The 15,419-nt window shown below is 57.2% G+C and carries 7 protein-coding genes; 3 read left to right on the top strand and 4 right to left on the bottom strand.

The features are described 5' to 3' along the window. Positions 1–265: 265 nt before the first annotated feature. From ACN06F_RS16385 to ACN06F_RS16395, 3 genes are read right to left on the bottom strand one after another with little or no spacing between them, the layout of a single operon-like run. Entirely contained in the window at positions 266–2,485 is a 2,220-nt protein-coding gene (locus ACN06F_RS16385) for a hypothetical protein (RefSeq protein WP_433924324.1), read from the bottom strand. 13 nt (positions 2,486–2,498) lie between these two features. Further along, entirely contained in the window at positions 2,499–4,814 is a 2,316-nt protein-coding gene (locus ACN06F_RS16390) for a hypothetical protein (RefSeq protein ID WP_433924325.1), read from the bottom strand. A gap of 20 nt (positions 4,815–4,834) precedes the next feature. After that, positions 4,835–10,297, bottom strand: a complete 5,463-nt coding sequence (locus ACN06F_RS16395) for a vWA domain-containing protein (RefSeq protein WP_433924326.1) — start codon at positions 10,295–10,297, stop codon at positions 4,835–4,837. A 195-nt stretch (positions 10,298–10,492) separates the two neighbouring features. Between ACN06F_RS16395 and ACN06F_RS16400 the strand changes: the two genes are divergently transcribed. The 3 genes from ACN06F_RS16400 to ACN06F_RS16410 are packed head-to-tail and all read left to right on the top strand — an operon-like array spanning position 10,493 to position 13,874. Next, positions 10,493–11,023: a molybdopterin-dependent oxidoreductase gene (locus tag ACN06F_RS16400; RefSeq protein ID WP_433924327.1), complete on the top strand. Its 531-nt coding sequence runs from the start codon at positions 10,493–10,495 to the stop codon at positions 11,021–11,023. After that, positions 11,020–12,816 carry a sensor histidine kinase gene (locus ACN06F_RS16405; RefSeq protein ID WP_433924328.1) on the top strand — a complete coding sequence of 599 codons (1,797 nt, stop codon included), beginning with the start codon at positions 11,020–11,022 and terminating at the stop codon, positions 12,814–12,816. Before ACN06F_RS16400 ends, ACN06F_RS16405 begins: the two co-directional genes overlap by 4 nt. After that, the gene (locus ACN06F_RS16410) at positions 12,813–13,874 is read left to right on the top strand and encodes a response regulator (RefSeq protein ID WP_433924329.1); all 1,062 of its coding nucleotides are present in this window, start codon (positions 12,813–12,815) and stop codon (positions 13,872–13,874) included. Before ACN06F_RS16405 ends, ACN06F_RS16410 begins: the two co-directional genes overlap by 4 nt. 69 nt (positions 13,875–13,943) lie before the next feature. Here the strand turns inward: ACN06F_RS16410 and ACN06F_RS16415 are convergent, their stop codons facing one another. Further along, on the bottom strand, positions 13,944–15,218 hold the full coding sequence (locus ACN06F_RS16415; protein ID WP_120386201.1) for an O-acetylhomoserine aminocarboxypropyltransferase/cysteine synthase family protein: 1,275 nt from the start codon (positions 15,216–15,218) through the stop codon (positions 13,944–13,946). Positions 15,219–15,419 lie beyond the last annotated feature (201 nt).

The raw sequence follows: 15,419 nt of genomic DNA on the forward strand, positions 1-15,419 counted from the left end.
CCGCCTCATGGATCGTGGTTCAGTCATGCTGGAAATACTGTTTTGCATACAGCTTTTTTGCCGATTATAGATAAAACGCGATAAACACATGCGACTCTCCCCCGACATAGTCGACCTCAGGAAGTGAGCGAAAACATTATTGTTATTTAACGTTAAGCCATACTTAGCAGCAGTGCCCCGTTTAAACGAACAGGCTGTTGTTAGTTTTTTCACTACTCAATGCGCATGGTGCGTCAACGGATACCTCTAATACCGGCACTCCCGTTCATTCAGCGACGACTTGATTGACATCCCAAGTGATCGTTTGGAACGGGTTGGCATTCAGCCCACGCACATCGATACGACCTTCGCCCTCTTCATCATCAAGCGAAAAATGCAGCCACATGCGCCGCGGCTCTCCAGGAGGAAGATGGGCATTCCAAGCCAGTGGCGTGCCGTAGGGGTCGGTGATCGCCGTTGGCGGCAAGCGCTGCCCTGACGAGGCAGGAGTAATCCCCAGACGGTCCTCCATGGGCCAGAAGCCAGGGCCTTCGGTCTCGTTAAAGACTTCGACCTCCACCTCAAGCCCCTCGTTGGTGCGCTCAATATCGGTCACTCGAACATGTAATTGCTTGAGGCCGAAGTCGATGACGGTGTCACGTTCGCGGTAAACAAAGTCCTTGGCGTTATCACCGAAGAACATCAGGTCGGGAAATCCCTGAACACCCTCAGTAATGGTGCCGAAATTGGGGAAATAGAGAGCGACCCGATAGGTGTCCACTGCCTCGGGCAGTGAGAAGATCAGCCGACCACCCGTCAACATATCAGGTAGGAACGCGGGGATACGCTCAAGCTCGCTGAGCGCCCAATCCGGCAAGTAGGCGTAGCCATCCGAGCTGACCAGTTGGATGTGCTGATCGGCATAGAGATAGGGCACCGCTCGAGGCGTTTCGACCGTCTGGTCGGGATCGGCATTGGCGTCATGATGGTTGGCTGGGTTAGTGCGCGTCAGTCGGCTTCTGCCGAGCAGTTCCACCGCCACAAAGCGTCGATCATCGGCTGCTTGGTTCAATTGAGCCGCCTCAACGTCCTCAATACTGGCAACACCGAGCTCAAGAAAGTCATGCCGCTGAAAGTCAATATCAGGTGGCACATCAGGATCAGGTTCTCTTTCCTGTAGCGCCAGCGCCAGTACCGGGTATTCAATATGGTAAAAGCGCAGAGATAGTGGATCCGACACGCCCTTTGGCAGGCGATACACCACCTGACCACGGCGGATCCCTCCGGGTTGCGGCAATATGAAGGTATCGGGCAATAGCTCAGCGCCGTTCAGCGAGTCATTGATCGCCGCATGGGTTCTGTCACCGGACAGCAGCACCAGGTTCTGCGCCAGGTTACCAACCCGCAGGGCACGCTGCCCACCATCCTGCTGAATCAGGTCAAAGGGTTTGCGATTCTCGAACAGCAGGTCGAGCACCAGATAGGCCTCGCCTTCTGGCGCCGTCTCTCCCTGCCACTCGGAGCGGGTTTCAATTCCCAGCAGGCTCAGCCCCATGACACGGTTGTACTGCTCGACCAGCAGAGTAGCCCGAAACGGCGGCGAAAGGTCAGGCTCCCCTGCTAACACCATGTTGGCGCGCGCCTCACGATCTGGCCTTGCATGGCGAAGGCCAGCTCTCTCCAGAGCCTCTACCACTGCTTCGTTGGGCGGAGAACTCAATGTCACGTCATGGTAAGTAGCGGTCAGCTCAGGCAGGTTTAGCCGGGTAAGTCGGCGCCCCTGCTGGCTACGCGCATCAATCACTGCCTCGGGCGGTGCGCTGTACAAGTTGCCGAAGCTGCTGCCCATCACAAAGGCATCGACACGTTCACCTACCTGGTCGATGAGTTGACGCAGGATGCCGTGATCGCCGGCGTAGAGCACGACGACTCGGTCAACATCACCAGGCAATCCCTCGAGGGACTCACTCAGCGCTTCCCCTGCCTCGCGCAGACGAAACATCCCACTAAACGCCTGCCAGGCGGGCAGGTCATGATAGTCCGTCGGCACACCTGAGATACCGATAACCGCGATACGCTGGTTGCCATGCTCGACCACCAACGACGGTGGTACCAGCGGCTCACCCCGGACATCGACGAGGCTGGCCGAGACAAGCGGAAGACGTATCTTTGGCAGACTATCAACCAGGGCTGGGCTGACATCCCGCCAAGTCAGATGCAGGGCCTGCATGCCCAGCTCCTCCGCCAGCGCAAGGGTCTTTTGTAACCCTAGAACATCCACTTCGCCGCCATCGAGAAAGCCCCCAGCATCCAGCCAGATACCATCGGCGGCCGCCGCCTGCATCACGCCCACCTGCCGTGCCAGCCCCGGCGCCGAGGTCTCGGGGCACTGGAAGCAGGGCAGCAAGCTGCCGCGGATATCGCCGGTGATCCAGAGCTCCGGCGAAGCACCCAGTGACAGCGGGCTAACGACGATAAGCCACAGTGCCAGGAACACTCTTTTCATGACATTACCTCCTTTAGAGTGTCGGATGCGTCATCTTGACGTAGGATTTCAGGCAATACTCGACGACAGCCAGACTCTCTCCAGCCACCATATCGACGAGCTGAGGCAGCTCCCCTCCCAACGTGGAGTACACATGTAGTGAAAGCATTGCCGACGCAAACCCGCATGCCAGAAAGGTGCCGAGAGCGACCTTCGCACCACCCGGTGCTAGCGATGTCGCCAGCAGGTAAAGCCTGGTTTGCAGCAGCATTGAGTAATCGACAAAGCTTCCCCAACCCACGCCCCCGTAGCCGAGGGCCTGCCCGCTGTCTGTATCTACTACCCACCAGGCGAGGGGCAGCGCCTTGTCCCCGGCCCCATCCTCGAGGGACGCTGCTAGTGGGAAATAAAGGTGCTGCCCTTGCGCGAGTTGGTGTTGGATAGCCAGTCGGGACAGCCGGGGAAGCATGAGGTCATCGAGCCGACTCGCCTCCCCCGGCGACAGCCAGAGACCCACCTCACCGCTGGCCATGGCCGCCTCCAGATGAAGGGCAGCATTCTCCCCGTCAAGACCCCTATCCCTGTCGGGTAAAGGGTTCCGTAGCGCTAAAAGCTCCGCTTCCAGCAAGGTTTCCAGCACCCCCTGCGAGAAGCGCAGCTGTCGAGCGTCGTCGTCACTCGGAACAAGGTGCAGAGGCACATGGGCCAGATCGATAGCGCGGTAGTCCCGGAAGCCCTCCGGCAGGTGTTTTAGCCCTACATGTTCGATCAGGAGATTAGGCTCACCGATATAGAAACGTTCAGGATTCAAGGACGCCGTAAAGCGGTGCCTGGCGAACTGCATTGCCGTCTGCGGCAGATCTACCAGCTCATGGATGGCACCGTCGAGTGTCTCGAAGTCGGCATCGTCCAGGGCCATGATCATGCCCTTAAGCGCATGGGTATTACGCAAGAAGAGGCCCAGACCATAGCGCCATAGCAACGCCTCAGAGGGTTCGGCTACCTGCAGCAGGATATTGGAGTCGCGCACCAGGGCGACGGCGCGTTCAAGGCGCTGTTCGGGCTCAAGATCGAAGGCTGACGCCTCTTCCGGAATTAGGGAAAACCAGGGGCGCGACAGCCGATTGAGAACCTCATCGCCATAACGATGGGTTACCTCCAGCGAGAGGCCGATAAAAGCATTATGGGACTCGTTCTGCTTAGCACGCCCACCAACGCTGATGCCCCCAAGCAGGCTGGTGGCCTCCTCCAGCTGCCTGGCCTGGGCAGGCAGCATCGGATCCCGGACACTTCCCTGTTCATCAATAAGATCCCCAAGTATCAGTTCTTCCCCGTAGCGGATATAGGGTATCCAGGCGGTATTGGCCAGAAGATCGTTTGCCAGCGCTTGGTCGGGGTCTCCTGCGTAAAAGCCGTCGACTTCGAACTGCTCTGGAACAACACCGACCCGAATGGCCTGCATGGCCAGGGCATGCGCTTCCAGATCATGCTCCAGCAAGGTGACCCGCTCGAAGCGGCCCTCTTGCCAGCGTTCAGCGATGACTTCAAGCTGGTAGCGATGGGCATAACGGCGGCTGGCGGCCGACAGACTCTGACTCTCGGCCGAAGGCGAGTCTGCCGCTGCGCTAACCATGCCTTCACTCAGGTCGGTGGACACCCAACGTCCCTGGTCGTTCTCCCACCAGACACGTACACGCGGGTCGGCCTCCCGCTCAGCTGCGGGGCTTATCTCATCCCAGGCAGGAAAGCCAGAATCCCCAGCGAGCCGTTCTATCAGACTGATGGCCCGCGCCTGAAGATCCTGATCGAAGCGGTTCCACACAGCAGGGTCAGGTCGGTCCGGCTGCAATTCGTTCGAGCGGGGACTTAAATGGTTAAGCAGTTCCTGCGTGTCTGCGGTTATCGATACCGGCTGCGGGCGGGGACGCTCATCCAGTAACTGCACAGCCGGTGAAAGCTCCTGCACATCCATGACTTCCAGACGCACCGCGCGGCCGGACTCCTCTATCAGGCGACCCAGCAGCATGGCACGATCCAGATGATTGCCCAGCCGATCCTGCAGCACACCGAACGCGTCTCGTACCACGCCTTGATAAGGCACATAGGTGGTGTGCTCCTGCACCCAGCTAGCCAACTTCTCGGGATCATTGTCCACGACACCCAGTACTGCTGGGGCATCGAAGGTGCCATGGCGCATTACATCCCCTAGAATCAGGCGTACTTGGCGCTCGGTAGCACGTAGTTCAACGCTCAGCTGCTCTGCCGTTGGGCTGCTTTCGTCGGCCATGGCAACACTACCCAGCCAGAGCATGGGTGCCAGCAGCACTGTGTCCCGAATAGCGGTCAACATGGTGTCTAGCTTGGACCTCATCATTGTCCTTCCTCCCCCAGTTGAACCTCTACAGACTGGCGTGGCCCGACGTCGAAAGTCTGGCGCTGTATCCCCGCCTGAGTCTCCACCACTAACTCGTACTCACCCACGTCCAGCTCGATAGGATCGTCACCCACACGCCCTCTAGCGACCTCACCACCGGCGGCATCCAGCACCCGCCAGGTGGCCGCCAGGGCACTGGCCAGGCTCTCGATAAGCTCATCGCCGTCATGGCTGTCGAAGTACTCGCCACCACCTAGTTCTGCGAAGCGCTCGAACTCGGCTTGCAGGCCGATCTCATCAATATGAAAGCCAACAATATTGAGGCGCACATCGATGCCCTCTTCTATTAGGTGGGCCACCGACTGCTCTAGGTCGCCGTCACAGGTCTCCTCACCATCGGTGAGCATGACCACCAGCCGCCGCTGTCCCTGGTAATCCGTTAGGTCGTCGAGCACGGCATCCAGCGAGTCGGCCAGCGGGGTGCGCGCCAGGTTGATGGCCTGGATACCCTCGACGGCACGCCGCACCTGTGCATGATTGTCATCACCAGGGGCAACCAGCAGCTCAGTGGCACAGCTGTGTGGCTCGGTATGGCCGAAAGCACGCAGCGCCACTGGCACACTCTGAGGAATGCGCTCATCAAGCACCTGCTGAACAATGCGCCGAGCGACCTCGATGCGCCGTCCGCCCTCCATCTGACGTAGCATGGAACCTGACGCATCAAAGATCAGGTGCACGACACCGGCAGCCACCACCGGCTCATCACCACGGACCACCCGTAAACTGCCCGGCTTAGGCGGCTCCTGGTAGCGGCGATCAACCTCCAGTGCAAAGGTGGTGGGCTGACGCAGTTCGCGCATCCCCTCCTCGAAGGCGCGGATAAGGTCGCTGCGCCCTGTGGTATAGCGATAACGGCCACCGCCCACATTAGCCCAGCTGAGCATCTGATCCTGGTACCAACGGTACTCATCGGTGTCCCTTCGGCTACCATGGGTGATCTCGAGGGTAAAAATTCGCGGACGTACGCGTTCCAGGTCACGCCATACCGACATGTCACGACCCAGTTGCTCAGCATCAGTGATCAGAAAAATCACCTTCTCGCCGTCCTGGTGTTCCAGAGCACGAGTTGCACGCTTCAGCGCTGGTTCGGAATCGGAGCTAGAGAAGCGACCGCTATAGGCATTTAGCGTCTGGGCCACCTGGATGGGTGATTCCGCCCAGCCATCGATCAACAGCGGCCCCCCCAGGGGAAGCATATTGAACACTTCCCGGCCTGGCTTCAGCACCTCGGCAAAGCGATTGAGCGCCTGATAGATGGCAGGCTGGTGACTTGCCACGCTGCCGCTGCCATCCCAGAGAATCGCCACCGAGCGGGGCGGCTCAGCGACCACCAGCCGGTAGGTTCCTGGGGCAAGATCCACCACCTCGGCGAAACGTTGGCCGCCCTCACCATACTGCCAGGCGAGCGGCACTTCCGTGCCCTCATGATCCGTCAGACTCGCCTGCAACCTGCCACGCAGGGATTCCTGCAATGCGAACGCCAGGGTGTTATCGCCTTCCTCCAGGTCGACCCGATAGTGGCGCGCATCTCTCGGCTCTTCGACCCTTCCTGTGACTCGCCTCTCCAGCATTAGCGGCGCATCGACATGGCTATGGGCGTCCTCAACATCGATCAAAGACAGCTCAACGGGGGGCTGCTCGGCCTCTAGCGGGCCACGGGAGTGATCCATGCCCCAATGCCCCAATACAGAGCGGCGGTTGCCCAGACTGTCCGCTTCGTAGGCGCTCAACCTTTCGGGAATACGCCAAGTATTCTCGCGCCGCCCTTCGCCTTCCTCAGGCTCGTCGAAAACCAGCCTGAGGTAGCGTACTCGGGGCGAGTCGGGCAGTGGCAGGTTGGCCACACCCTCGGCATCCCGTTCCAGCGTCCAGTCAGCTTGCCTTTCCCAGGGGCCCACCGGACTTTCAGTGGCGGTATAAACCCTCACCCGTTCGACGGGTTGGCCTTCCCAATCGAGGTTTTCGATCCACTGCAGTTCATCAATACGCGCCGCGCGCTGATGCAGGAAGGCGAAGACCATCTCGATAGTGCGCCCGCGGATACGCTGGCCACGACGCACCTGACGCTCGCCCATGATGCCTCTTGCGGTGTAACGCTGCCCTTGGAATCCATAGAGCGAGGAGATATCCGGACGTGTATAGACCCAATGCCCGCCAAGCTCATGGTCGAGCAAATCATGGCGGCGCTGGGCCAGCTCACCCTCCGGTTCACCGAGCACCCGCAATAGCCCGCTACCATGAGTACGGCGGCGACTTCCCTCATCGCCCCAGACACTCAAAGGGCGCAGCTGGATATAGCGTGCATCATGGGGCGTCTCAAGCTCGAAAAATTGTTCGCCGTCACCGGAACCTAATTCCACGGTTTCAACTACCTCAAGGGTGCCATGACGACTCCCCAACGCTACCTCCACCTCGCGCCACCGGTCACCATGATCGTGAGTCGAACGCTGGTTGAAAGCGATACCCAGCACTCGGCCGCCCTCGCCAGCCAAGCGAATTGGCGGCAGCGCGTCTCCTATATCGCTTGCCACCTGGATCGAACTGCCCGATCCAGCCATGCCGTCGAGCAGGAAGTGGGAGTAACCATGCCGGCGTTGCGACAGGTCGTCGATCGGCTCTCCACTATCAGGATCAACGAAGGTGGCACCGAGCGCCCCCCAGGCCAAGTTGGCAAGTCCCTGCAACGGTGCGGGTACATCAGGCTTGGTGAAGGGAGCGACAGGGGCTGTCTGAGGGTCCAGCGCCAAGTCCTGGCGAAGTACCTGCTCACCGGCTCTCACGAACAGCGACAGTGGCGAGCTGACTAACATGTTCGGCGGCAGCATCCAGGTAAGCGGCAACTCGCGCAACTCCCCCGGCGCTAACTCGATCTCTTCAGGCAACCCAGAAACCGTAGCACCGTCATGGCTGACATGGGAGTCCAGCGTCAGCGTCTGTTGTTCCTCGCCAGGATTCCTCAATATCAGCCGCGAACCCAGACGCTGCCACGTCGATGCAAAAGGTGGCAGGCGCTGAACGGCTGTTTCCAGACTTCCTTCCAGTGAGGGTGTTTCTGGTAGTGGATAGGCAGGATCCGAAATCGTCACGGATCGTGAGGCTCTGCCGAAAGAGACTTCCAGAGTGACCGCCTCGCTGCCCGGTATCGTAACCACATGACGACCACGACCTTCTGCATCAGCCACTTCCAATACGTCACCTGCATTGGTGCGAAACGCGAGGCCAGTATAGGCACCACCCAGAGAACGAACCCGGCCTTCCAGATAAACGTCTCTATCCCCTTCAGTCACTGGCAAACGCAGGAAACCACCGCTACTGCTTACGCCCCCCATCTGACGGCTGATAACAGCATCTTCCGGCAGCATCGGTGCCTCTTCAGGGCGCTCGGCTGGCATGGGCATACCCTCATGGGTCCAGGGGTCAGTGATGGAAACTTGCGCCTTATAGCGAGATCGGGAAGCCTCCTCGCCCTGCAGCAGCATGATGTAGTCACCCGGCGGCAATACAGGGTCAATACGGACGCGTTCGCCCTCATTGCCTGAGAGCCTGAAACGACGCTCGCCCTGCCACTCCAACTGCATCTCGATCGCACTGCCCTCGGGTGGGTCTAGCTCGAACACCACGCGATTATGTCCCGGCAGATGGAAATGAAAGCGGTCATGATCGCTCGAAGAATGAAAGGTGCCCTGCACTGGCTCGCCCAGCCACAGCGGGTTAGCATCGCGGTCATCATCATTAGGTTCCTGCTCGAAACCAGGCTGAGGCTTGCCCGTCGGTGAGGCGAGGAGTCGATAGTCGGTGTCTTCTCCCACAAGTCGGATAAGATAGCGACCAGGCAGCAGCCGCACATGCTCCAGCCAGAGATTCTGATTACCCCGACGCGGCCTGCGATTGTCCAGAAAGGCTGAATTTTCACCATCTTGATAGAGAGTAAGCCGTTCCAGCGGTAACTCACCCTCGGTGGAAATGGCCCACTGTTGCGTCTCACCGGTAACCTGCAGTGCAAACCAGGCCTCTTGGCTGCCATCGAAGTGCCCGTGGATGGATGAACCCGCCGTCAGGGGAAGCGCCCACTCACGGGCATCATTGGGGCGAGAGACCCAGCCCTCCGGTGCTGGCTTATCACTGTGCAGGCTCAATGTATAGGTCGCTGGCTCACGACTGCGGTGGCGCAGCGCCAACCCGTAATCACCATCCGGAAGGGTCATCTGGGAAAACAATGTTTCGCTTAGTCCTGTGCGACAGATGTCATCGTGACTGCCGACCGCACTCAGGCAAACCTCAAGTTGGGCATCAATGTCCTCAGCGCTAACACCAAGCGTCAGCGCCTGATTCGCTGCTGCCGTGAAGGCGAGGTAACGACGCTCATTGCGAGCCATCGTCAGCGAAACCACCTCTCCTTCACCAACCCAGTGACGAGTCTCGGGGGAGCCCGCGAATGGAGTCTCCTCCTCTTTCTCATCCTTTGCTGCTACGTCTTCAGCGGCGAGTTCATCCCGGCGCATCCCATCTACGTTAATACTGGCCCCCAGGCGACCAATGGCGCTACCTTCCGTATGACGCACGTGCAGCTGGCTACCTTCAGGCAGATCAAGCCGTCCCCACTGCTGTTGTAGCGGCGACCCTTCCACAGCCTCGGCAATCATCTCGCCATCAGCATCCGTAATCCATGCTTCGACGGCAGCACCCAGTTCACCGAATAGCGCCACTCGCCATAGCTGGTGCGAGTCGCCCTCTGAGATCAGAGGGATAGTAACGTCGGCGACATTGAGCTGGAAATACCACTGTCGCCCCGGCTCGACGGCGATGTCATCAGCGTCGTCTGGCCCCACAGTGCCGCGGATATTAATCCGGTCACCAGACGTTAAGGTCAAACGGTATGCGCCCCCAGCCTCTTTCGGCAAAAAGCGAATGAGATGCTCACCGGCTGGCACAATCAGCGACTCGCTAACCACACGATCGTTGCGCGGCGCGGCAGACAACGTCAGCAGAGATTTATCTTCGCTGACCTCGGTGACTGGGTCGGCACCAAAGGTCGCGACGCCAGAGGTGCTACCCACCTTCTCCCCGGGCCAGAAAAGCTCCGCATCCAGTTCACTCTCACCATCGCCCTGAAGCTCTAAATGCCAGAGACGATCCGTCTCAGCATCGTCCAGCGACCAACGAAACAGGTCACGATTATCGCCATACACCTCGCCTACCAGCCGAGCTTCGCCGCGAAAAGGCTGTGCCTGCTCGACAGTATCATTAGGTGTTTGTACGAAAACCATCTGTGGATAAGCTGAAGCCCTTGCAGGCCATATCACGGCCAGCAACACCAGCAAAAACACACAACGTTCAACGTTAGCTTGAGCATTTTTCAGGCTGTTCGCCGAACACACTGTCGATGAAGTTACCCGCATAAGTCTGATCAGCTCGTTACATTTTTTATTAAGGCTAGCACTCTCCTTAACTACCGCCCCCTTCGTTTGGATAGGGCACAAGCACTAACGCTATTTTACAAACCTAAACACTTTGCTAGAGTCATAATGACGGGTGTAATGCTTATTCAGTAATGCCAACCACGCATTATCAATCACGCAATAGCGAACAATGACATGCCATTAGTTCACCTTTTGTTTAGCTTGTTTGCCACCGCTGGTTTTTCCACCCAATTGCTTGCGGATAGCGCTGCACAACTCGGTGAACGCCCATTACCAGAGCCTTCGGAACCTATCATTCTGGCGATTGATGGCAGCATCAGTCACACCAATGCGGGCGATAGCGCTCAGTTCGACGCATTAATGCTTAGCTCGCTAAATTACTATACGCTCGCCACAGAGACGTCGGTCACCGATGGCGTTAATCACTTTGAAGGCTTTTTACTGCGTGACTTGCTGGAGTGGGTAGGTGCCGACGGGGAGCAGGTCGTTGCCACCGCGTTGAATGACTACATCGTTGAAATCCCGCTGGACGACTTTTATCAATACGATGTGCTGGTGGCGACCCATATGGATGGCGAAGCGCTGACACCTCGTGATAAAGGGCCGCTGTGGATTATTTATCCCCGCAGCGACCACACAGAGTTGCAAGATATTCGTTACGACTACCGCTGGGTGTGGCAACTTAACGGGCTGACCGTGGAATGATCAGATTTCAGGCTCGTGCACGTATGTACTGGTTGCCGCTAGTAGCCATTGGCCTGTTCATTATTCTTTTATTTTTCTCTCTACTGCGTCTTTCCGGAGTCGAGAAAGATATGCGCAGCAACGTTGACGAGAACATGCTGTGGGTGATCACTCAGTCCCAGTTAGCAAGCCATCGCCTGCAGGAAGCGGTGCATCGCCATGCCATGGGGCATACTGATGCTCAGCCAGAGCAACGCCTAGATGTGCTCTACAGCCGCCTAATCCTTATGGATCAAGGCCCACAGCGTCGGTATATTCAAGCCTTAGGCTTTGAACCGCTACTGGATGACACCCTTGAGCACTTAGCGCACATTGACAGCCTGCTACCGCTGTTCTTGCTGGACGAACTAACCTCGGACGACATGTACCGCAATATTCAGCCGCTGCTTACCACATTAAACCGCATGGCCAATGCGGTCATGATGGAAGAGTGGGAAGCTACCGGTGAGCGGCTGGACGACTATCGCGATAGCCTAATGCAGGTAATTTACTCGGCCGTGGGCATACTGGTCACTGGCCTACTGTTAGGCCTGTTATTGCTATGGGCGCTTAGCAAACGCCGGCAGGCACAAGAAGCGCTTACCCAGCACCTTGATCACCTGGAAGACGTCGTCAGCGCTCGCACTCAGGATCTGGAAGATCAGCGGCGCAGGCTGGCAGATTCAATAAACACAGCGCCTGATGGCTTTGCGGCCTTTGATGCCACCGGGCAGTTACAGTTAATCAACGCACGTTTAGCGCAGTTACTCCCTGAGACAGAATGCATCTTCTCTCCTGGCACTCCCCTGCATGATGTTGTGACGAAACTCTGCCAAACCTGTGTTAGCACGTCGGCAGTACTGCCTCTTCACCAAGCCAGCGCACAATGCGATATCGAACTTGCTGGCGGCGAGTGGCGACAGTTGACGTTGCGCAGAACACAATCCGGTGGACACGTCATGCGCCTTGCTGACATTACCTCTTATAAAACAACAGCGATTGCCTTGGAAAACGCCCTGGAGCGTGAACGAGGCATAAGTGATTTCTACCGTAGCTTCGCCGCCATGGTGTCCCATCAGTTTCGCACCTCACTGGCAGTGATTGATTCAGGCCTGCAGCGCTTGATGCGCCGCCACTCGGGCTACTCGACAGAAGAACGGGCTGCCCGCTATCAACGCTTGCGTGATACCGTCGCCCATATGACTGAATTGGTTGATGCCTCGCTGCTGACTGCACAGCTAGACGCGGGGCAGGTAAGTAGCCATCAACAGCCCCACGACCTGATTAAGCTGGTCAGAAAGGCATGCCACTTACATCAGGAAGCGCTCAGCACTACTCGGCTGCTCATTAACGTGGAGATTCCGCCGGGATTAAAAACGTTGCAGGTAAGCTGTGACAAAGCGCTAACCGAACACATTATTGATAACTTGCTGACCAACGCCTGCAAATATTCACGCCAGGGAAGCCCCATCAATGTCGAACTATCACGTGATGCAAACGGGGCTTACTGTCGTGTCAGTAATCAGGGAGATGCCATTCCTGATGCCGAGCAGTCGCATATCTTTGAACGTTTCTATCGTGGTGCCAATAGCACCGGCCAGCAAGGGCTTGGGCTAGGACTCAACATTGCCCGCACGCTGGCACATATTCAACAGGGCGAGCTGACATTGCTCCGTTCAACATCTGAGACGACTACCTTCCAACTCACCCTGCCCCAAGTACAGACACAGGCAGATCAATGCGGTACTCAAGTTGATAAGGAGTTAGCACGATGAATGAACGTGCGCCGTTGGTGCTATGTGCTGAAGATCATGAAGAGCTACGCCGCGATTTATGCGACGAGCTGCGCGAGGCGGGTTACCGCGTGGTGGAAGCCAGCAATGGCTTCGATGCGCTAGCGCATTTGAAGGCGATGCCCGATGTAATTCTGTGCGATATCACCATGCCGCGCCTGAACGGCTATAACCTGCTAAAGCAGGTGCGAAATGAATTCCCAGAACTTGCGGATACACCGTTTATCTTTTTGACCGCGCTTTCAGACCGCTTTGACATTATCGAAGGCAAACGCCTGGGTGCCGACGATTATCTGGTTAAACCGATTGACTACGATCTGCTGCTGGCCACGCTAGAAGCGCGACTGCGACAGGTAAGCCGTATGCGCGCCAAAAGCACGCGAGAGCTCGACCATTTGCGCCAAGGTATCAACCATCTACGCAGTGAGATCAGTGAGCATGCCTTCGCTGCGGCCAAAAGCGCACTCGACCTGATGGCCGCCGGTGTAGTGCTGTTGGGTAACCGCGGCCAGCCACTTTTGACCAACCGAGCGGCCTTAAGGCTAAACCTCGACAAGCCGCCATTAAGCGGCATTCCTAGCCTGGAAGGCATTAGCGACACGTCCAGCCAACAACTACATCAAGCCGTACGCAGAAGCCTAGTCGCCAATCGGCTTAGTGCTGAAAGCACTGATTGCCTACGCCTTTCCCGCTTGGGGGGACGCAGTGACCTGATGCTGTTTATCTGCTCACTCGCCAACGGTGCGCCCACCGCCGATAGCCCCGCCGTGGCCGTGATGCTGATCGACCCGAATCAGCGCGTCCAATTACCAGAGCCACTGCTTGCCGAGCTATTCGGATTCACTCCCACCGAGGCAACTATCGCCACACACTTGGCCGAGGGACAACGCAAGGAAGATATTGCCGAGCTACTGGGCGTTTCCGCGACAACGGTGGCCTTTCACTTACGCAACCTGTTCCAAAAAACCGACACTCGGCGCCAAGCGGAATTGATCGCAGTGATTCTAGCCGGCTCAATGAGTCTATCTATTCAGAGCTAATGCCAACGTAATAACGCTAGGTGCTTAAGAACTTAAGCACCTAGCGTTAAAGACAGAACCAGAGGTACTTTATCCTTGAGAAGCCGCTAACGCTTGATCAATATCTGCTAGCAGGTCGTCGATATGCTCAATGCCAATCGACAAGCGCACCATATCCGGTGTAACACCTGCGGCCTTTAACTCCTGCTCATTTAACTGGCGGTGGGTAGTAGATGCTGGAATCGAAGAGCAGCTCTTGGCATCGCCGATATTAACCAAACGCAAAATCAGCGACAGGGCATCGTAGAAGCGCTCACCTGCGGCCTGGCCGCCCTCAATGCCAAAGCTAAGAATTCCCGAGGCATGGCCATTCATATAATGCTTGGCCAGCGCATGGTCAGGGTGATTTTCCAAACCTGCATAGTGCACCCAGGTGACCAACGGATGGTTTTCCAAATGCTTGGCAACGGCTAACGCATTGGCACAAATGCGTTCAATACGCAGTGACAGCGTTTCCAGCCCCTGAAGCAGGTTCCAGGCCGCTTGAGCCGAAAGCGCTGCGCCCATGTTGCGTAGCGGTACCACGCGAGCACGGGCAATAAAGGCGGCGTCGCCCACATCGCGGGTATAGCTAACGCCGTGATAGGAGATGTCTGGCTCGTTAAGCAGCGGGAAACGGCTGGCATTTTCCGCCCAGGGGAATGTGCCTGAATCAACAATCACGCCGCCCACCGTAGTCCCGTGGCCACCGATATATTTCGTGGCCGAGTGAACGACAATATCCGCTCCGTGCTCAATGGGCCGACACAAGAACGGCGTTGCAGTGGTGTTATCAACAATCACCGGTACCCCATGGCGATGTGCCGCGTCAGCTAGCTTTTGCAGGTCCACCACGCCACCGGATGGATTACCGATGCTCTCGCAAAACACCGCTTTGGTACGCTCATCAATTAACGCTTCGATGCCGTCGATATCATCTTTATCGGCAAACCTGACTTGAATACCTTGGCGTGGCAAGGTGTGGGCAAACAAGTTGTAAGTGCCGCCATACAGCTCGCTAATCGAAACGATATTATCGCCTGCTTCAGCGATGGTTTGGATCGCATAAGTAATCGCAGCCATCCCAGACGCCACCGCCAATCCTGCAATGCCGCCTTCTAGCGCAGCCACCCGCTGCTCCAGCACCGAGCAGGTTGGGTTCATAATACGCGAGTAAATATTCCCTTCCACTTTCAGATCAAACAGATCCGCCGCGTGCTGGGCGCTATCAAATGAAAACGACGTGGTCTGGTGGATCGGCACGGCAACTGCGTTTTGTGAATCAGGCGCATAGCCATGGTGGAGGGCAATGGTTTCAGGCTTCATAAGAACGGCTCGCTAGTTGATGAAGGATCACCCTTGATCCTAAACAAGCGCCACTCTGAAGGCCAACGTCGTTTAGTCGAGAGTTAATAAACCTGATGTGCTACATGTTGCACTTGTTCATGAAGATAGCCCTCAATCCGCTGTTTGAAGTATAGAGCCACATAGCGGCATACAGTATAGTTAGCGCGCTTTTATAAGCGC

It is taken from the genome of Vreelandella sp. 21 (assembly GCF_050995515.1).
Lineage (GTDB): Bacteria > Pseudomonadota > Gammaproteobacteria > Pseudomonadales > Halomonadaceae > Vreelandella > Vreelandella alkaliphila.

Bases quoted from the DNA above. Each gene is read 5' to 3' on its own strand.
- ACN06F_RS16385 (WP_433924324.1), bottom strand. From the start codon at position 2,485: ATGAAAAGAGTGTTCCTGGCACTGTGGCTTATCGTCGTTAGCCCGCTG.
- ACN06F_RS16405 (WP_433924328.1), top strand. From the start codon at position 11,020: ATGATCAGATTTCAGGCTCGTGCACGTATGTACTGGTTGCCGCTAGTA.
- ACN06F_RS16415 (WP_120386201.1), bottom strand. From the start codon at position 15,218: ATGAAGCCTGAAACCATTGCCCTCCACCATGGCTATGCGCCTGATTCA.
- ACN06F_RS16410 (WP_433924329.1), top strand. From the start codon at position 12,813: ATGAATGAACGTGCGCCGTTGGTGCTATGTGCTGAAGATCATGAAGAG.
- ACN06F_RS16395 (WP_433924326.1), bottom strand. From the start codon at position 10,297: ATGCGGGTAACTTCATCGACAGTGTGTTCGGCGAACAGCCTGAAAAAT.
- ACN06F_RS16400 (WP_433924327.1), top strand. From the start codon at position 10,493: ATGCCATTAGTTCACCTTTTGTTTAGCTTGTTTGCCACCGCTGGTTTT.
- ACN06F_RS16390 (WP_433924325.1), bottom strand. From the start codon at position 4,814: ATGTTGACCGCTATTCGGGACACAGTGCTGCTGGCACCCATGCTCTGG.